The 18,978-nt window shown below is 39.4% G+C and carries 19 protein-coding genes; 4 read left to right on the top strand and 15 right to left on the bottom strand.

The window, feature by feature from the left end; genetic code table 11:
* Nucleotides 1-120: 120 nt before the first annotated feature.
* The 8 genes from ORH16_RS17290 to ORH16_RS17325 form a co-directional block, all read right to left on the bottom strand.
* Nucleotides 121-1,275, bottom strand: a complete 1,155-nt coding sequence (locus tag ORH16_RS17290; RefSeq protein WP_265460151.1) for an ABC transporter permease subunit — start codon at nt 1,273-1,275, stop codon at nt 121-123.
* Complete coding sequence (locus ORH16_RS17295; RefSeq protein ID WP_265460152.1) at nt 1,256-2,152, bottom strand: ABC transporter ATP-binding protein; 897 nt, start codon at nt 2,150-2,152, stop codon at nt 1,256-1,258. Before ORH16_RS17295 ends, ORH16_RS17290 begins: the two co-directional genes overlap by 20 nt.
* Before the next feature lie 41 nt (nt 2,153-2,193).
* Nucleotides 2,194-3,489: a hypothetical protein gene (locus tag ORH16_RS17300; RefSeq protein WP_265460153.1), complete on the bottom strand. Its 1,296-nt coding sequence runs from the start codon at nt 3,487-3,489 to the stop codon at nt 2,194-2,196.
* 15 nt (nt 3,490-3,504) lie between these two features.
* Nucleotides 3,505-4,812 (bottom strand): hypothetical protein, encoded by a 1,308-nt coding sequence (locus ORH16_RS17305; RefSeq protein WP_265460154.1) that lies wholly within the window; start codon nt 4,810-4,812, stop codon nt 3,505-3,507.
* A 14-nt stretch (nt 4,813-4,826) separates the two neighbouring features.
* Nucleotides 4,827-6,143 carry a hypothetical protein gene (locus tag ORH16_RS17310; RefSeq protein ID WP_265460155.1) on the bottom strand — a complete coding sequence of 439 codons (1,317 nt, stop codon included), beginning with the start codon at nt 6,141-6,143 and terminating at the stop codon, nt 4,827-4,829.
* Between the two features lie 282 nt (nt 6,144-6,425).
* Complete coding sequence (locus tag ORH16_RS17315; RefSeq protein ID WP_265460156.1) at nt 6,426-6,779, bottom strand: hypothetical protein; 354 nt, start codon at nt 6,777-6,779, stop codon at nt 6,426-6,428.
* A gap of 708 nt (nt 6,780-7,487) precedes the next feature.
* Nucleotides 7,488-7,814: a hypothetical protein gene (locus tag ORH16_RS17320; RefSeq protein WP_265460157.1), complete on the bottom strand. Its 327-nt coding sequence runs from the start codon at nt 7,812-7,814 to the stop codon at nt 7,488-7,490.
* Nucleotides 7,815-7,827: 13 nt separating this feature from the next.
* Nucleotides 7,828-8,391 carry a sugar O-acetyltransferase gene (locus tag ORH16_RS17325; protein ID WP_265460158.1) on the bottom strand — a complete coding sequence of 188 codons (564 nt, stop codon included), beginning with the start codon at nt 8,389-8,391 and terminating at the stop codon, nt 7,828-7,830.
* Nucleotides 8,392-8,558: 167 nt separating this feature from the next.
* On the opposite strand from ORH16_RS17325, the gene ORH16_RS17330 reads away from it, so the two are divergent.
* On the top strand, nt 8,559-9,437 hold the full coding sequence (locus ORH16_RS17330; RefSeq protein WP_265460159.1) for a MurR/RpiR family transcriptional regulator: 879 nt from the start codon (nt 8,559-8,561) through the stop codon (nt 9,435-9,437).
* 202 nt (nt 9,438-9,639) lie between these two features.
* Here ORH16_RS17330 and ffh read toward each other — a convergent pair whose 3' ends face one another.
* Genes ffh through ORH16_RS17345 form a run of 3 tightly spaced genes read right to left on the bottom strand, consistent with a single transcriptional unit; the run spans nt 9,640 to nt 11,900 of the window.
* On the bottom strand, nt 9,640-11,061 hold the full coding sequence (gene ffh / locus ORH16_RS17335; RefSeq protein WP_265460160.1) for a signal recognition particle protein: 1,422 nt from the start codon (nt 11,059-11,061) through the stop codon (nt 9,640-9,642).
* Between the two features lie 16 nt (nt 11,062-11,077).
* Nucleotides 11,078-11,416 (bottom strand): putative DNA-binding protein, encoded by a 339-nt coding sequence (locus ORH16_RS17340; protein WP_265460161.1) that lies wholly within the window; start codon nt 11,414-11,416, stop codon nt 11,078-11,080.
* Complete coding sequence (locus ORH16_RS17345; protein ID WP_265460162.1) at nt 11,406-11,900, bottom strand: DUF523 domain-containing protein; 495 nt, start codon at nt 11,898-11,900, stop codon at nt 11,406-11,408. Before ORH16_RS17345 ends, ORH16_RS17340 begins: the two co-directional genes overlap by 11 nt.
* Before the next feature lie 175 nt (nt 11,901-12,075).
* Here ORH16_RS17345 and ORH16_RS17350 point away from each other — a divergent pair, with 175 nt between their 5' ends.
* Both ORH16_RS17350 and ORH16_RS17355 read left to right on the top strand, forming a co-directional pair.
* Nucleotides 12,076-12,804: a response regulator transcription factor gene (locus ORH16_RS17350; RefSeq protein ID WP_265460163.1), complete on the top strand. Its 729-nt coding sequence runs from the start codon at nt 12,076-12,078 to the stop codon at nt 12,802-12,804.
* Complete coding sequence (locus tag ORH16_RS17355) at nt 12,801-14,567, top strand: ATP-binding protein (RefSeq protein ID WP_265460164.1); 1,767 nt, start codon at nt 12,801-12,803, stop codon at nt 14,565-14,567. The genes ORH16_RS17350 and ORH16_RS17355 overlap by 4 nt, the downstream gene beginning before the upstream one ends.
* A 236-nt stretch (nt 14,568-14,803) precedes the next feature.
* Here ORH16_RS17355 and ORH16_RS17360 read toward each other — a convergent pair whose 3' ends face one another.
* Nucleotides 14,804-15,700: a phosphate ABC transporter substrate-binding protein PstS family protein gene (locus tag ORH16_RS17360; protein ID WP_265460165.1), complete on the bottom strand. Its 897-nt coding sequence runs from the start codon at nt 15,698-15,700 to the stop codon at nt 14,804-14,806.
* A gap of 226 nt (nt 15,701-15,926) precedes the next feature.
* Here ORH16_RS17360 and ORH16_RS17365 point away from each other — a divergent pair, with 226 nt between their 5' ends.
* The gene (locus ORH16_RS17365; protein WP_265460166.1) at nt 15,927-16,127 is read left to right on the top strand and encodes a hypothetical protein; all 201 of its coding nucleotides are present in this window, start codon (nt 15,927-15,929) and stop codon (nt 16,125-16,127) included.
* Nucleotides 16,128-16,173: 46 nt separating this feature from the next.
* On the opposite strand, the gene ORH16_RS17370 is transcribed toward ORH16_RS17365, so the two are convergent.
* From ORH16_RS17370 to ORH16_RS17380, 3 genes are all read right to left on the bottom strand, one after another.
* Nucleotides 16,174-16,515, bottom strand: a complete 342-nt coding sequence (locus ORH16_RS17370) for a carboxymuconolactone decarboxylase family protein (protein ID WP_265460167.1) — start codon at nt 16,513-16,515, stop codon at nt 16,174-16,176.
* A gap of 117 nt (nt 16,516-16,632) precedes the next feature.
* Nucleotides 16,633-18,102 (bottom strand): UDP-N-acetylmuramoyl-L-alanyl-D-glutamate--2,6-diaminopimelate ligase, encoded by a 1,470-nt coding sequence (locus tag ORH16_RS17375; RefSeq protein ID WP_265460168.1) that lies wholly within the window; start codon nt 18,100-18,102, stop codon nt 16,633-16,635.
* Nucleotides 18,103-18,283: 181 nt separating this feature from the next.
* Entirely contained in the window at nt 18,284-18,880 is a 597-nt protein-coding gene (locus ORH16_RS17380) for an ECF transporter S component (protein WP_265460169.1), read from the bottom strand.
* Between the last annotated feature and the right edge of the window lie 98 nt (nt 18,881-18,978).

Below are 18,978 nucleotides of genomic sequence, written 5' to 3' on the forward strand. Positions count from 1 at the left end.
TTTCTTGAATTTAGCGAATAAAATACCAAACAGCACTAGTCAATAAGCGGTTATACTGCTTTTGACTAGTGCTGCTTTTTTGATGAAACTCTTTATTCTGTTTTGACAAATTACATTTGCTTAATTAATTTTAATTGCCATGTCATTGACTGTTCGTTCTTTTTTTATTTGATAACTCAAAAGAACTCCTAGAATCAGCATAGTGAGTAATAAAAGTACCCCGCCTTGTAACAGCACTGCCCCTAAGTTGTCGGCAATAGCTGCTTCTTGAATAATTGTTGGCATCTGCAAATAATAATGGGGAAACCAGCGCCATAAGCTGCCGCCATCATCCAGCATTTCAATAAAAGCATAAGGAGCAGCTAATAAAAAGATACTTAACACAATGGTCAGTAGGCTGCGTTTTGTCACCAACGACAGCCAAGCGATTAGCAAAATTACTAAGACACTCCATAAAACATCTGTCGCAAAAAGTAAAAGCAGATATTGCCATAATTCAAGAACAAAGTCTTCAGAAATCACGATTGGATAACGCAGGATTCCGAAATCCTGCGAGTAGAGGCTGCCTCCTAAAACTATTACAATTGTTAGAGCAATACTTAATCCCATCACTAAAAAAAAGGCAAACTGAATTTTACTTTTAATAAAAGCGCTCCGCTTAAAGGGCTGTGTGTATAAAAGCTTGATGCTCTGATTTTCAAACTCACTGGTGAACAAATCAAAAAATAATAAGACCAACACCAAAACTAAGACAATGCCAATCGCACCTTGATAAAACAATTGCAAGGTATTCAACCCGCTAATCTTTTTCTGATAACGCAGTGGTTCAATCTTTTGGTCAAGAAAATACTGGTTCACCTGCAAGTTCATTTCAACTTCTGCCTGGTCAACTTCGCTACCCACATTCTCCCCTACAGCCAGCAACTCTAGCTGATTGCTTTGCCAAGCAAGATACCCACTAATGGCCCGCTGCCAATCATCTTGATCAATGCCAATATATTCTTCATCAATTGCCTGCATCCCTTGATTGTAAAGGCTGATGGTCGCAGCCGCCTCCTCGCTCACTTCTTCGTTGGTCATCTGCAGACTCATCAGATTGTCATAATAGCGATTGTACAGCACTGATAACTCTTCTAAATGGGTTTGCCGTTGCTCTTCATTTTGCTGATTGGAGATAAAAACAAACCCAAATGACGCTAATAGTAGTGCAACCACCAATAGTTTATTTTTTAATTGCCGCAGCCATTTAACTCCTTCAAACTTCATCAGTTTCATAATCTTTACTCCTAAACAAGTCGAAATAAATATTTTGGGTACTCTCTTCACTGATTGCCGTATCATGAATCAGAATTTCATTAAGTCGGCAATACGCTAACAATTCTTGGTATTCGTCTTGTGTCAAGGTCACTTCGATTTTCTTTGGTGCCAGCTGTTCAAAGGTCAGCTGCTGTTGAGCAAGATAAGCAGCAGCTTGGGCAATCTCCTCTAGCACAAAAGTATAATCCAACCTCTGAGCGTGATAGTCTTTGGCAGAAATAAAATCTCCTTCATGAAGAAAATAAATATTATCCGTCAAACGATCGATTTCATCTAAATTATGGGAAGAAAAAAGTACCGTCGTCCCCTCTTGGTGCAGCTCCTTTAAAATCTCCCGAACCCGCAGAACACTGGAGGGGTCTAAGCCATTTAACGGTTCATCTAAAATAATTAATTGCGGTTCAGGCAACACCGCCATCGCAAATAGCAGATGCTGCTTCATTCCTAAAGAATATTTTTTGACCTGCTTTTTCAAATAGCCAGTCATCTGCAAGCGATCGGTTAAAGCCTGCTGTGCCTCCTTTGAAATCTCATGGAGACTGGCGACAAAGTCTAGATGATCTTGGCCGGTCAGCTCCCCATAAAGCACCGAATTATCCTGCAGATAGGTCACCTCTTTAAAAATACTAGGATCTGTATGCTTTTTGTCTAAAATAGTAATTTCTTGGTAACTGGCCGATTCTATATTCGTAATGATATTTAAAAAAGTTGATTTCCCCGTACCGTTGGGGGCTACCAGCGCCATAATTGTCGGCTCGCTAATTTCTAAGTCAACCTCATCTAATACACACTGCTCTTTAAAGTATTTTGTTAACTGACTGATTTTAAGAATCATCTCGCTGCTCCTTTATGCTCCGAAATATTTTTTTGACTGTCTCAACTACACATTTTTCTTTTATAAATTTGACTGCATACAATTAACATTACGCCGTTAAAGACCGTTAAGCTCAGCAGACCCTTTTGCCAGCTGATATTTGGATTTGATGTTCGCCTAGCTAAGCTGAGATTAGAATAGTAGCCGATATTCTCAGCATCAAAACTAAAATAGTCCTCCTCATAATTGGGAGCTAGCGGGTTTGTTGAATAACCACCCTCCATCAAGATGGGGTCCTCGTTACTATTACTGAAAAAAATTTCACTAGCAGACACATATGTGCTTGGACTGTAGGCTGCTAATGGTCTAAGCTGTGCTGGAAGAGTCAATTGGCTGGCAAACAATAGATACGCAAACAGCGCCAAACTCAAAAAGATGCTGACAAAGCTTTTCCGCAGAAATAGAAAAAATAACTGGCTAACTATATAAAACAGCATTAGATTTAATAAAAATATTCCACCGGCAACTAACAAATATTGCCAAACTGGGATAATGTGATATTGGTAAAATTGCCCTTTCATTAAAACAGGAAATAACCAACTACTCCTACTGCCAAACAGCCATGGGATAGCGTAGGCAAAACAGCCTAGTACAACTAAAAAGCGGAGACTGCGAAACAGAAATTCTAGCAGGTCCGCCAAAAATACTTTGACTCGAGAAAGTGGTTGAACTGCAAAAAAACGATAATTATTGGCTTCGTTAAACTTCAAGTTTTGAAAACCAAAACAAAGCATGAAATAAACTAAACCAAAAATACTCAACAAGTAGGTTGAAAGTGACATCAAGAAAGTTTGGGTGTTCGTCCCATAGCGAATAGAATCATTGGCAATATTTTGTTCCAATAAATAATCATTGACTAATTTGCGGCCATCGACATAAAATCCCGGTTCAAAACCATAGAGTTCCATAGGAGTGGGTCCATAGACACTAAGGTGAGGCGAAAGTCGATAATAGCCATCAAACCACTGATTTTCTATTGCTATGCGATCGGTAGAACTCCCATTATGAAATAATTCAAGTTCATCAATGACTTTTTGAGTAGACTCATTGAAAGCCTCTTGATTTTCTGGCAACACAACTTCTGGACTGTCTCCGTAGTCTACTAAAAATTGTTTATTAAGTTTAATTATTTCTTGATCCCTTACCCAGAGCTGATCTTGTTCCCGCTGACGCAGCGTTTGATTTGAGAAAAAGAGCAAGACAATCAAAAGGAAAGGAATAATCAGTAAAATGTTTGTCGTCAAATCCCTGCGACTCAGTTTTCGTTTAAAAAATAAATAAGTTTTAAATGTCTGCATAAGTTCTCCTAAAGATTAATCGCACATTCGCTTGTTAAACAGTCCGATACTCAGTAAAAATAGTAGACCATTTATCACAACTAAACTAAGCACACCTTTACTCCAGCTTATCTGAGAATTACCGGTTCTAACAATCAGATTATGGCCCATATAATAACCTGCATTTTCAGTAGTAAAGGCGTAGTTTTCAAATAGAAAAAAATCGGTTTCCCAATTAGACTGTTCATAGGTCTCCATCACTAGTTGCTGTGGCTCATGACTTTGACCAATCATTATCTGACTGGGATTAACATACGTTGTCGGCGAGTAGGCAGCGATTAGCTGTATATTTTCCGGCAAAATAAGCTGGCTAAGAACAAAAAAGTAAGCAAAGATAGCCAGAGTAAGCCCCACCACCACAAAACTTTTACGCAATAAGCAAAATAATAGCTGCACACAAAAATAGAAAAAACAAAGATTTAGTAAAAACAAACCTGAGGTAATGAAAAGATACTGCCAAATAGGTAAAATCGATAACTGCCCTATCTGATTTCCTGTAGCAATCAGTACAGGATAATCCCAGCCCTGTGACGGGCCCAAGACTTTAGCTAGCAGATAGGCAAAAGCAAAAATTCCCAGCAAATAAACAAATGACTTCAAAATAAATTCAAAAAAATCCGCTAAAAAAATCCGACTGCGACCCAATGGCTGCACGGCAAAATAACGATACTTGCCAGCTTCATTACGTCTCAAATTACTAAATGCAAAGCACAGAATAAAATAAACAAGACCTAAAATCCCCGTCAGATAACCCGATAGTGACACGAGAAAAGTTGCTGTGCCAGTCCCATAACGCATGGAATCAGGTTTCATATCATTTTTCAACAAGTAGCGGTCAGTTAATAGCTTGCCGTCAACAAAAAATGTCGGATAAAAACCATAAACTTCTTGTTCCATATCTGGATAGCGCCACCAAACTCGTGGGGCCAATTGATAGTATTTTTCCAGTTCAGTAATTTCTAAAGTTAATTTTTCAGAAGTCGTTCCCTGATGATACAAGGCAAATTTTGCAACGAGGGCTTCTGTTCCTTCACGAATCACCTGCATTGTTTTTGGAAACGAAGGATCATCGTACAAATAATCCGCATCAATCGTAAATTGCTGATACGCCTCTTGCTCTTGATAACTCCGCTGAATCTCAGATTGTTCTCGATTATTTAATAATTGATTCGTAAAAAATAGTCCACTGATGAGCAAAAAAGGCAGCAGCAATAATAATTTGGCAGGTAAATCGTGTTTATTCAGCTGACGTTTAAATCGTAAATAACTTTTCACATCCCCCATAGCGACTCCTTTACTTAACTACACATTTTCTTTTTAAATAGCCAGCTGCTAATGGCCGCCATTAAACCAGTAAAAATCCCCGAACTTAACCATCCTCTTTGCCAGCTAATTTGCCCATTGCCAGTTTTCCTCGCTAAATTAGCTACGGTATAATAGCCACCATTCTCTGCCGTAAATAAAAAATAAAAAAGCGAAAAAGTATCGTCTTCAGGATTTCCCCTTGAACCACCATCACTGATTAATTGTTGTTCTTCATTACTTTGGCCGATTAAAATGGCTGATGGTGTAACATATGTTGTCGGACTATAGCTGATAGCCTCCTGCAGGTTTGTCGGCCAACTTACCTGACTCAAGACAAAGAAGTAAGCAAAGATTGCCAAACTGAAAAAAATACTCACAAAACTTTTGCGGATAAGTAAAAAAATCAGCAACGTGATAAAATAAAATCCGCTAAGATTAACCAGAAACATTCCAAACACTATTACTAAATAATGCCAGACCGGAAGTATAGTAAGACTGCTCATTTGGCCGCTGACCGTGGTCAATACCGGATAGTCCCAACTACTGGCCTCACCAAAAAGCCAGGCCAGAGAATAGGCAAATACAATTAGCAATAACAGATAGCCAACCGAACGACCTAAAAACTCTAAAAAGTCGGCTAAAAAAATAGTTCGCCGCTGCAAAGGCTGGACTGCTAAAAAACGATATTTATCGTTTTCATTTTGTTTTAACTGATTAAAACCAAAACACAGCATAAAATAGCAAAGTCCGCCAATTCCCGTCAAGTAGACCGAAAGAGAAATTAAAAAAGTTGCCGTGTTCGTTCCATAACGAATAGAATCATCAGCAATCTGCTGGTCGATTAAATAATTATTGACCAGTCTTTTGCCATCAACAAATGGTTTTACGTAAAACCCATACGTTTCCACTTCCTCTTCTGGATAATCCCATTCCTGTAAAGGCACATTATAAAAAGTATCAAATTCCTGATTTTCCCTCTTTAAGCGTTCTAAAAATGTCCCGTGTTCATACACTTCAATTCGCTCTAAATCATTTTGACCACTCTCAAACCAAGCCTGATAATACTGTTCTGAATAATCATAGTCATAGTCATCTTGAGAAGTGTCTCTATCTAGAAATTCTTGAGCATTTTCACTAATCATTTGATTTCGGGCAGAAATCGCCGCTTGCTCTCTTTGAGCCAACGTTTGGTTTACAAAAAAGAGACCAATAATCAATAAAAAGGGCAAAAGCATTAAAATTGTTGCTGACAAATCTTTTTTTCTCGTTGCCCGTTTAAATTTTAGATAATAACCTAAATTATTTTTCATATTGTCTCCAATAATCTCCCAGCTGCATGTGAACCATAGCACTTGTCTTCTTAAAATAATGATACCTTATTAAAAGAAGATAAAATAGCAAAAATCGCTATTTTTTTATAGATAAAGCAAAAAAATCTTTTTATTTAAGAGTTGGATTTCATAATTTTTTTGGATGAGCAAAAACACTACTCAAGTTTTTTATTTCTTTGAGACATAAAAAAACTACTTAAGAACTTGCTAATGCAAATTCCTAAGTAGCTTTATAAGTAGCTTTCACCGCTATTCTTCTGATTAATCTAGCACATCATCACTTTCAGCAATTTCGCCAGCCTCCAACTCAAAGTCGGCTTCCGGATGTAGTGGCTCTGCTTGATCAGTCACCAAGCCAGTCGTTGTGTTCGCATCATCTGGTTGCATCACGATAGTTTCAACTGAATCTGGCAGCTCGTCATCCAAGCGATAGCCCTGCGCTTGGGTCGCTCCTAATAATTCTAGGATATGCTGCCATTCATCATTGGCAATCACCATCACGTCTGTGCCGTTTTCAGCCTCTAATTTCACAACTGCTTCAAGCTCGTCTCCCACCTGCTGTAAAATTTTCTCTAGCGGCCATTCAGTATTATCCAAATTTATTCTTGTTACCATTTATTTCCCCTCCATCAGCAAAATTTATCGTCTTAACGATAACTTCCTTTCACTATACGGGGGAGCTTTATGGATGGAAACTGTTTTGCTTGAACTTACGGATAAAAAAGAGGCAAATTGAATAGGTTAAAACGGTTTACAAATTTAATCATGCCTTTTCTACCCATATACTCAGGACTCTTTGGCTTAAAAAAGAAACTTCTTTATGACATAATCCGCTTCTTCAAATTAAAGATATTAAACGAAATTAATGAATTTTTTCAGGATTGTTTTGTTGAAAAAATTATTATTGGTATTGATTTTTAAATCAATAATCTTTTAGTCTATCAAGCTTGTAAAAAAAGCTGTAGGATGACGTTTTCATAAATTATCATTTCCTAGATGAAGAATACTTTTGTGCTAGCACCTATTTTTGGAACTGAGCAGCATTGAAGATCTTTCCTCTTTTTATTTGCGAGACATTTTTGTAAAATCGTATTTTTATGATTTCAAGCAGAACTCCAGTATGATTACTGCTGTGAGTGTTATATGCTATTCTGCTCAAAAATAATTCTAAACGATTATGATTGTTGGCGTTATTTATAGAACAGCGCAGGTTCGATTCCCGCCACTCACGTAGTGTTGATAAATGAAAAGCGAGATTAGTTATCCATAAACTAATCTCACTTTTTTTCATGATATATTACTGACTAAATCATCTTTTTCATATCAGCTTGTCAGTAGCATGTCCTCTAATTCCGCCAACAATTTTTTTGCTTCTCCCATAATATAAACCTCATCAGGAATCACTTTCACAGGCACCTGCTCCTCCGTCAATATCCCTAAATCATTTTTTAAAAAGCGTAATGACGAATCTAGAACAACTAAATTGGCTTTAAGTTCTGGTTGCTTGCGTTGTTCTTTAGTGATTTTTTCAATTGTATAAAGGCTTCCTTCTTTTTGAACAGTATCTTGAAATTCCCTGAACAACCGATTCATCACAGGTCTTCTATTCGTTGCATCTTCTACAACAAAAAGTATTTTCTTTTTAGTCATCGATTCTCTCCTTTTATATCTCATCAATTCGTTTTTTGATTGGACGGGCCGGCACACCAGCAACCACCGTATTACTAGGGACATCTTGGGTCACGACTGCTCCAGCTGCGACGACTGCTCCATCACCTATTTTGACCCCCGGTAAAATAGTGCAATTGCCACCAATCCAAACATCATTGCCGATAATCACCGGCTGTGCCTGAGCCAACTTTTTCCTTCTAGCTTGGGGATTTAAGGGATGGCCGACTGTCGTAATCAAGGTGTTCGGTCCAATCATGCAAAAATCACCAATCTTCACAGGCCCGCAATCTAAAATCGTCACGTTATAATTCGTCAAAAAATCTTTGCCGACATGAATATTTAAGCCATTGTCACAGAAAAAATTGGGCTGCATATAAACCGGCCCCTTAGTCGAGCCAAAGATCTCTTGAATTTTGATGTTTTGGCTGGTTAAATCAGTCGGATCAATCTGATTAAATTCCTGACAAAGTTTCAATGCTCGCTCTTTCGTTTTTACTAGTTGGCTATCAAAAAAATCATATGCTAAACCTGCAGCCTGTTTGTCTAGTTCATTCAACAACTTCACCCCTTAATCAAGCAGAATTTTTTATCTGCTTGTTTTCATTTATCATAGCAACTGCTAAAATGAAGTGAAATGGGTTAACTTTAAATTGGAGCAGTGTTCTAAAATTGCCTGATTCTTGAGTGCTATTTTTGAAACACTGTTCTGGAAAAGAGGCCACTATGTTAATTCGGGAACGTTTAGAAACCTTTTCTTTTACGGCTGGCGAACAAAAAGTTGTCGACTATTTGTTAGTTGAAGGAGACAATATTACCGATAAATCCACTAGTCAAATTGCGCAGTCGACTTTTTCTTCAAAGTCGACTTTAGTACGGATTGCCCAAAAATTAAATTATTCAGGCTGGAGCGAATTTAAAGCTGACTATTTGAGGGAAATTGATTATTTAGATAAATTTGTTGCCAAGGTCGACGCCAATCGCCCCTTCACAAAAGCTGATTCTTTGATGTCAATCGCCGCCAAAATTGCCGCTTTAGAAGAAGAAGCGATTGCAGATTCATTAAATTTGCTCAGCCACAATCAATTGCGCCAAGCACTGACGTTGCTTACTAACGCCAAAACAATTCATCTTTTTGCCGTCAGCAACAATCTTTTACTTGCGCAAGAATTCGCTCATAATATGGCTCGCATCAAAAAAGAGGTCCGCATCCATGCCCTGCAAAGTGAATTAATTTTTCGGGCTGGTTTGGCAGAAGCAGATTCTTGTGCCATTATCATCAGTTATTCTGGGGAAACGGAAGTTCTTAAGGATGTCAGTCACTTATTAAAACAAAAACAGATTCCAATTATTCTTTTAACGAGCCTCGGGGAAAACAGTCTCTCCCGAACAGCTGACTGCCTTTTGCATTTGTCTACGCAAGAAAAGCTATACTCAAAAATTGCCTCCTTTGCAACAGATTATTCAATCACTTACATTTTAGATGTGTTATACAGCTGCGTTTTCGCTCAAGACTATACTGAAAATTTCGAATTGAAACAAACTCTTGCCGCTCAAGTTGAAAAACATCGCTCCTCAGATTCTGCCATTTTGAGGGAGGAATGAGCGTAGCAGTTTAGGCAAAATTAAAAAATGAAGATAATAGAAACAGCAGCAAAAACTTTTCAGTTTTTGCTGCTGTTCTCATATCTAAACCTCTAAAACTTCTTCTCTCAAAAAGATAAGCCTACAAACCTCATTCAATTAAAAAGCACCCACTCTTATTATCGCGAGTGAGTGCTGATGGAACGAAATCGCTGAAATTCGCTTATTTCCGTTTCTTTTTCTTCTTTTTATTTTTCTTAACCATCCGATTCATGGCCATCTTGCCAAGCTTACCTTTGACCCCGCCGCCAAACATTTGATCCATGCCGGGAATATTATTCATATTCCCTTTAGACATTTGCTGCATCATTTTGCGGGATTCTTTAAATTGCTTAATCATCCGATTGACTTCGACGACAGAATTCCCAGAACCAGCGGCAATCCGTCGGCGACGACTTGGATTTAATAAATCAGGATCTTCCCGTTCTGCTGGAGTCATTGAAAGGACCATCGCTTTTTTGCGGGCAACGTCTTTCGGGTCAACATTGATATTTTCAATACCGGGCATTTGATTCATGCCAGGAATCATTTTCATCAAATCTTCTAGTGGACCCATGCTCATAACTTGATCTAATTGTTCGATGAAGTCATTAAAGTCAAAGGAATTTTCCCGCATTTTTTGGGCTAATTCTTCGGCCTTTTTCTCATCGTAATCCTGCTGAGCTTTTTCAATTAAAGTCAGCATATCTCCCATGCCGAGAATTCTGGAACTCATTCGATCTGGGTGGAAAATTTCTAAATCGGTTAGTTTTTCACCGGAACCGATAAATTTAATTGGCGCACCGGTCACCGAACGAATTGACAGCGCCGCACCACCACGAGTGTCCCCATCGAGTTTGGTAATGACAACCCCAGTAATACCCAGCTGTTGGTTAAAACTATCTGCTACATTGACAGCGTCTTGACCGGTCATCGCATCGACAACTAAAAGAATTTCGTTTGGCTGGGCGACTTCTTTGATTTGCTTCAACTCATCCATCAGAGTTTCATCAATATGCAGACGACCCGCCGTATCAATGATGACATAATCATTTTTCTTTTCTTCGGCTAACGCCATCCCTTGGCGGACGATTTCCACTGGGCTGACATCGGTACCCATATCAAATACTGGCACATCTAACTGTTGGCCTAACACCTTCAACTGATCAATCGCCGCTGGTCGGTAAACGTCACCGGCAATCATTAATGGCCGGGCATTTTCCGTTTTGATTAAATGATTGGCAAGTTTTCCAGCAAAGGTTGTTTTACCAGCCCCCTGCAAACCAACCATCATAATGACTGTTGGAATTTTAGGGGATTTATTCAAGCCGACGGTCTCTGAGCCGAGGGTCTTGGTTAATTCTTCGTCCACAATTTTGACAATTTGTTGGGCTGGTGACAAGCTGTCTAAAACTTCCACCCCAACTGCCCGTTCGCGAACATTTTTGGTGAATTCCTTCACCACTTGCAAGTTTACATCGGCTTCTAATAGAGCGAGCCGAATTTCTCGCATCATTTCTTTAACATCAGCCTCGCTGACTTTTCCTTTGCGCCGCAGTTTGCTTAACGCACCCTGCAGGCGTTCTGTTAAACTTTCAAATGCCATGACTTAATTCCATCCTTTATTCGTCAATTTCTTGGATTGCTTCGATAATTTCTTGAATTTTTTGATCTTTTGGATAGGTCTCACTGATGTAGTCACTCAGTGTATCTAATAATTCTCCCCGAACGATGTAATCGGAAAACATCGACAGCTTCCGCTCGTAGTCCTCAAGAATTTTTTCCGTACGCTTTATATTATCATAGACGGCTTGGCGACTGACCTGATACTCTTCGGCGATTTCCCCCAACGAAAAATCATCCGCATAATACAGCTCCATATAATTCATCTGCTTTTCAGTCAGCAGTGTTGAATAAAATTCAAATAATGCATTCATGCGATTGGTTTTTTCAAGCTCCATGGATACTCGCTCCTTCAGTCGTTTTTTTCAGCCAGTCCTCATCAGATAAAACCATCAAGCCTTGATTGATGAAATAAGCTGTCGCTACACCAACACCGGTGATTTTTACACCGGAAAAACTACCGTCATAAATTAAACCGCAGCCACAGCTAGGACTTTTCGCCTTTAAGACCACTGTGGTTACACCAGCCTCCTGTAATTCTGCAAAAGCTTTTATAGCACCAGCTTTAAAGCTTTCAGTGACATCTTCGCCAGTTTTTGTAATGACTTTAGCTTGGTTTTGCCAGACCGCAAAGCCGTCACCGCCGACAATCTCTGCTGGCGTACGCGGCGTTTGTAAACCGCCGATGACCTCAGGGCAAATCATTACAGCTTCACCTTGTTGAACCAAAGTTTGCAGCTGGTCAACTGGATTACTGCCGCCATCATAGCGACACTTGACTCCGCCTAGACAGCTGCTGACTCCAATGCTTGGCTTTTTCATTTTTAGCTGGCCTCCTTGGCTAATCAACGTCTAAAAATTGCTTTTTTATTATAACATTTATTCCCGCTGAACAATAGTCCTACTCTTTACTTCTATGTTAAAATGAGCATAGAACTACGCAGTTTTACTTATTATATTTAAAATCAGTTCAAGTCGAACATAAGGAGTAAATTGAGTGAAGGAAAATGTAAAAAAAGTATTGGTAGTGGATGACGAGCCGTCAATTTCCACTTTGCTAAAATTCAATTTAGAAAAAGAAGGCTATCACGTTACTACTGCTGAAAATGGCCGCTCAGCACTGGAACTAGCGCTAAGTGAGCCTTTTGATTTTATTATTTTAGATATCATGCTGCCAGGCTTAGATGGTATGGAGGTCACTAAGCGCCTGCGTCAAGAAAAAATTGATACACCGATTTTGATGCTGACGGCTAAAGACGACCAAATCGACCGTATTCTTGGCTTAGAAATGGGGGCCGATGACTATCTGACAAAACCCTTCAGTCCAAGGGAAGTTTTAGCCCGCATGAAGGCCATTTTTCGGCGGGTAGAGCCACGGGAAAATGCTACATCAGAAAAGCCCTTTGATGAAGAAGAGGAGTGGCTACAGGTGGGCGGCATCAAAGCTGAACTCTCCAATTTCAAAGTGTTAGTTAACAGTCAAGAAATCATTTTGACACCAAAAGAATTTGAACTTTTGGTTTACTTTATGAAGCGCAAAGACCGGGTAATTGACCGGGATACTTTATTAAATCGAATTTGGCAATTTGATTTTGCCGGACAAAGCCGAATTGTCGATGTCCACGTCTCCCACCTGAGGGAAAAAATCGAAAAAGATCCGAAGCATCCAGAATACCTGCAAACCGTCCGCGGCTTCGGCTACCGGTTTCAGGAGCCAAAAAAATGAGAACTCAGCGGAAACGTTTTGAGTTTGTCCTCAGTCTAGTCGTCGTCTTACTTTTGTTTATCGGCAGCTGGCTGACCATCAATCATTTTTTTAAAGAAGAAGTTATCCAGCAGCAGACTGAATATTTACAAAAAAATGGCAGTCTGATTGTCACTCAGCTAGAAAATCGGACGATTGATGAAGGCCTTGAGGTGACGGATGAAATCAAACAGATGCTCAATGACTTTGTGACAGATGAGACGGAGCGGATTACCTTGATGGACCGTGACGGCACGATTTTATATGACAGCTACGACCCAACGCTTATGGGAGAGCGCAATGATCGGCCAGAGATTCAGGCAATTTTATCCGGGAATTCTTTAGGCTCCTCATTGCGCCAAAGCGCTACTTTAGGAGAAGAATTACTTTATGTTGCTCTGCCGATTATACTGGACAATCAACGCATCGGTATTTTAAGAATATCCGAAACAACTGCCGGCTTTGCCAGTTCAGCGGAGAATTTCCGCCGATCCATTTTATTCGTGCTGACGATTGCATTTATCATCATTGCCCTGATGGTCCTGTATCTAATCCGTCAAAAAAATCGGCCGATGGAAACTGTTCTACCAGTTTTAAAAAAAATGGTGGACCATCCCGAGGTTTCCAGCAATATTTTAGAGGCCTCCAATCAATGGGAAGAATTATATTTGACGATTAATCAGCTGAGCGAGAAGATGAGCAGTACTTACTTAGCCTATACCTCCACAGAAAATCAGTTTTATACCTTGTTAAATGATTTAATGATTGGCGTTTTTATCATTGATGAAGAGGACCAATTAAAATTTGCAAACCCAAAAATTCGGGAGCATCTGGGTTTCACTGCAATTGATGAAACGACCGTTTACACAGATGTTATTGAGGATCCGCAATTAATTCGACTGATTCACCAGGCGACCAGTGAGCATCCCCTCGTGCATGAAATTTTGAAAATGAAATTTCCAAAAGAGCAAGTCTTAGACATCTCAATTCGCTATGTCCAAGATGAAAATCAAGCACCTCAATTGATTGGCATCGCCTATGATTTAACCCGTGTCAAGCAGTTAGAAAAATTGCAGCGGGATTTTGTCGGCAATGTCTCCCATGAATTAAAGACACCGGTCACTTCTTTGATTGGGTTTACCGAAACTTTATTAGACGGTGCAAAAGAGGATCCCGTGACCTTAACTGAATTTTTATTGATTATGCAAAAGGATGCCAAACGACTGCAGCAGCTAATTCAAGAAATCATTCAGTTGTCACAAGATGGCAAAACGGTTTTAGCCGAACCCGAAAGTATTGAGCTACATCAATTATTTACGACAATCAGCGGTAATTACCGCCGCAAGATTGCTGAGAAAAATTTGACCATCACCATCGATGGTCCTGAGCCTGCTTATTTTGTAACCCAGCCGAAATTTTTCCAGCCAATTGTTAAAAATTTAATCGAAAATGCTATTAACTACTCCTTCGAAGAAACTACGATTACGATTGCTTATCAACTGACAACAGCCCAGCTAATTTTTTCCATCACAGATATTGGCATTGAAATTGACGAAGAGGAACAAGAACGCATTTTTGAACGCTTTTATCGTGTCGACAAAGCCCGTGGCCGTGATTCCGGAGGCACCGGTCTGGGTTTGGCAATCGTGCAGGAATATACAACAGCCCTTGGTGGGAAGGTTACTGTCAGCAGTCGCTTAAATCAAGGAACAATTTTTACAGTCACCCTCCCTACTCATCTATAAAACACTGGATGCTAAGGGATTTTTAGTAACGACACTACTGAGTTAGCTTCTTTATTTAACCTTAGGTGTCGTTACATTTAATTTCCTAAGCTCATCTTATTTTTTTCGCAATACTTTTATTTAAAAAATAGTGGCGAACTCCTTATTTGTTTAACCAATACGTAAAAAGACGCAACTACCACTTTGGGTACTTGCGTCTTTTAGGTTTTAAACAAAACTATTTTCGGGGGTGAAAATTAGTTTACTTCAGTAATATCGCCATCAACAGAACGTTGAACTTGCATTGAATTCACTGGCAGATAGCCTAAATCTTGTACGATACCGTTTTGAACATCATCACTCATGATGTAATCGATAAATGCTTGCACATCTGCATCCGGCTCGCCATTAGTATACATATGTTCATAAGACCAGATTGTCCAGCTGTTGTCTTCAACATTTTCGGCAACTGGTTCAACACCATCAATGGATAAAGCTGTTAAAGAATCATCAAAGTATGAAAAAGCTAAGTAGCTGATAGCACCAGGTGTTGAGCTGACAATTTGACGAACTGTACCAGAAGAATCTTGTTCCTGTGATTCAATTGGTGTTGCGCCGTCTAAGGCCCATTTTTCAAAAGTTGAACGCGTACCAGAACCACTAGCCCGGTTAATGACGACGATTTCTTGATCCGCTCCGCCGACTTCGTTCCAATTGGTAATTTCGCCGGTAAAGATTTTGACTAAATCCTCTTTAGAAAGATCAGTCACGCCAACTTCAGAGTTGATAACTGGTCCCATGCCGACAATCGCTACTTGATGGTCCACGATTTTGCTTGCATCCACGCCATCTTTTTCTTCAGCGAAGACATCAGAGTTTCCAATTGTCACCGCTCCGCTCTCTACTTGGCTCAAGCCAGTTCCGCTGCCGCCGCCTTGAACTGAAATTTGATAGTTTGCATTATTTGCTGCAAATTCTTCACCAGCTGCTTCGACTAATGGTTGCAGCGCGGTTGAACCCACAGCTGTGATTTGAACTGTGTCTCCACTGCCTGTTGCTGATGACCCACTAGATGAATCGCCGGTTGCTCCTGTTGAACCACAACCTGCTAATAGAACTCCTGCAAATACTAAACTAAAAATTGTTTTTTTCATTATTTTGTTTTCTCCCTTTCTTTATTACAAAACAAAGTTTAGCAAACCCATGTAAAGAGAGAATAGACTTTTTGTAAATTAGCAGTAAACTCGTGTAAATTTTAAGTAAAGAAAACTAAGTCCTCTTTACAATACGAAATTTTCGTATAATTTTTAGGCTGGTGCTATACTCATCTTGTAAGAAAGCAGAGAACCTCTGCGAATAAGCTGAAGGAAGTTGATGTAAATGTTAGAAATCCATTATATCGTTGCCGGAAATGAACAAGTAAAAACGTATAAAAGCCCTGCTGAGTTTGTCGCTCGGCAACAACTAGAAGTCCCCGACATTGAGGACTACTACACTATTTCCAAAGTTACTTTAGATGGCCAAGAAGTAGCCCTACCTGAAAAAACAATTGGCGGCTTGTTTAATTTCTATAATAAATAAAAAATTGGTGTGTGACTTTAACCGGTCACACACCATTTTTAGTAATCTACTTTTGACTAAATAAATACTCAGCGATTGAAAGCGCCTTGGCACCATAAGCAGTTGCTGGACCGCCCCCCATTAAAATGGCAACCTCAACTGTTTCAGTAATTTCTTCGATAGTAGCGCCGGCTTTGATGGCGTCTCTGACATGACCTAAGATACAACCTTCACAACGCACCGAAATGCCAATCGCTAGAGCCATCAATTCTTTAACCTTTGTTGGCAAATGTTTTGGGGCTAAAGCTTCTTTGGCTACTTCACTGAATTTTCCCATTAGTTCAGGTGCGTTTTTTCGCAAAGCACTTTGGGTTTTTGCTAAATCCTTGTAATCCTCTTTGTAGTCCATTTTTATCACTCCTTATAAATTTTCCTTAACTAAAAATAACTAAGGTTTTAGGCAAAATCAAAAATTTAAAAAAAGATTGAACCAAAATAGCCACTATTTCAGTTCAATCCTAAGACTTTATTTCGCTAAAAACTCTTCAATAACTTTGACATCGTCAAAATCATATTTAATAGTACCAATAATCTGATAAGTTTCATGACCTTTACCAGCAATTAGGATGATATCATTTTCATCCGCTGCTGCTAACGCTTTTTGAATAGCTGTGCGACGATCAACTTCCGTTTCAAAATCGTCAAAGGCTAATCCTGCCACCATATCATCAATAATCGCCTGTGGGTCTTCTGTCCGCGGATTATCTGAAGTGAAGATAACATAATCACTTAATTTCGCGGCCGCCTGAGCCATTTTAGGGCGCTTCGTTTTATCTCGATCCCCACCAGAACCGACCACTGTAATGATTTTTCCGGTTTTAATCTTATTTAACGTGTCTAGGACATTTTCCAAACCATCTGGTGTATGGGCAAAATCAACAATAATTGTCTTTTCTTGAACATTAGGCACCAGCTGCATCCGTCCCCGAACACCTGTGAAGGTATTCAACGCTGACACGATTGTTTCTGGAGCAATCCCTTTGACAATCGTTGCACCAACCGCAGCCAAAACATTGTAGACATTAAAATGACCAATTTGTGGCAAACGAACTGGATAGCTTGCACCGTTGACTAATAAATCAAAATGAGTCCCGTCAACTTTAGTTACAATATTTGCCGCTTGCACATCGCCGACACCTTTACAGCCATAGCTGACAATCGTGGCACTAGTCAATGGTACTAATCGCTCGCCGTATTCGTCATCTATATTAATCACGGCAAATTTTTCTTTGCCGGCATATGAACTGCCCAGTTGAGAGAACAATAAGCTTTTTGCTAAGAAATAATTATCCATTGTTTTATGGAAGTCCAAGTGGTCTTGGGATAAATTAGTAAAGACTGCCACATCAAAATCAACGCCCCAAGTCCGGCCTTCATATAAAGCATGGGAGGAAACTTCCATCACACAATCCCTGACCCCTTCATCCCGCATTTCTGCAAACAGACCTTGTAAAGTCACTGCTTCAGGCGTTGTATTGACGGTTTCAATCACTCGGTCACCAACTCGATTATAAAGCGTTCCAATTAGACCAGTTTTACGCCCATCTTCACTTAAGATATGTTCAATCATGTGGGTAACAGTCGTCTTGCCGTTTGTACCAGTCACACCATACATCTTTAAGTCTTCACTTGGATAATCATAAAAAGCCGCTGCCAATTGCGGCAATGCTTTATTGGTATCTTTGACATAGATTACCGGCACATCCGTTTCAATCGGTTTTTGAGCGACAATTGCTATTGCGCCTTCCTCCACTGCTTGTTTGACAAATTTGTGGCCGTCAACAGTATAACCCTCAATACAAACAAATAAAAACCCCTGTTTGGTTTTGCGGGTATCCTGAGCCACGCCTTTAATATCCAACATATCTAAATTTTCTTCAGTGATATTTTCTAGAGAATTGACTAAAACTCGGGACAATAATTCTGATAATCTCATTTCCATTCACCTAATTCTAATTTTTGATTTTTATAGCTTTCATTATACCAAAATTAAAGGGAATGAGTAGTGTTGATTTTTTTCTTGAAAAAGTTTTTAATCCTGATAAATTTCACCGCAAAATAAAAAAACTCAAAAGCCAAGTCACGGGACAGGTGATTAGCTTTTGAGTCGCGTAGATTTATTTAATCATACTATGATTTTTAATAGTTTTTTGTTGCCGCGATAACCATGGAAATAATTTTGTATAGAGTACCAAGAAGACGGCGCTGACGATACCACCCTTAATGATATTAAATGGTACAACACCAACTAAAATGTATTGGCCAATGCTCATACCTAGATTAAGACCGAAAAAGTGTAGGTACATCGGCGTGATCACAAAATAATTTGCGATACTCATAAAAATAGTTAAGCAAAGGATACCGGAAAATACTCCAGCGGCTTTATTTTTAATTTTGCCAGCACCATGATTAAAGAAATAATACATGGGTAACGTGAAGACTGTTGTTGCAAGGAAGGATGCTGCATCGCCAATCATATTGGGAACGCTGAATCCTGTAATCGATAGGTGGACGATTGAACGAATCAATGCCGTTGCAATGCCCGCCATTGGACCAAATAAAAACATACTAATCATCACTGGTAAATCACTAAAATCAATTTTCATAAAACTGAAGGCTGGAATGACTGGAATTTCCAGTACGGTTTGTAACACTGTCGCCATCGCCGCCAACATTGCGACAACCACCATTTTTTGAACACGATTGCTTTTCATTGAAATCCTCCTAGTGCAAGGACTCATCTTCAACGAACCTATCAAATCAGTCGTAAATCAAAATAAAAAACTCCATTTTTTCCACAGGAAAAAATAGA

The sequence above is a fragment of the Enterococcus sp. HY326 genome, from assembly GCF_026157065.1.
In the GTDB taxonomy this organism is placed as follows: Bacteria; Bacillota; Bacilli; order Lactobacillales; family Enterococcaceae; genus HY326.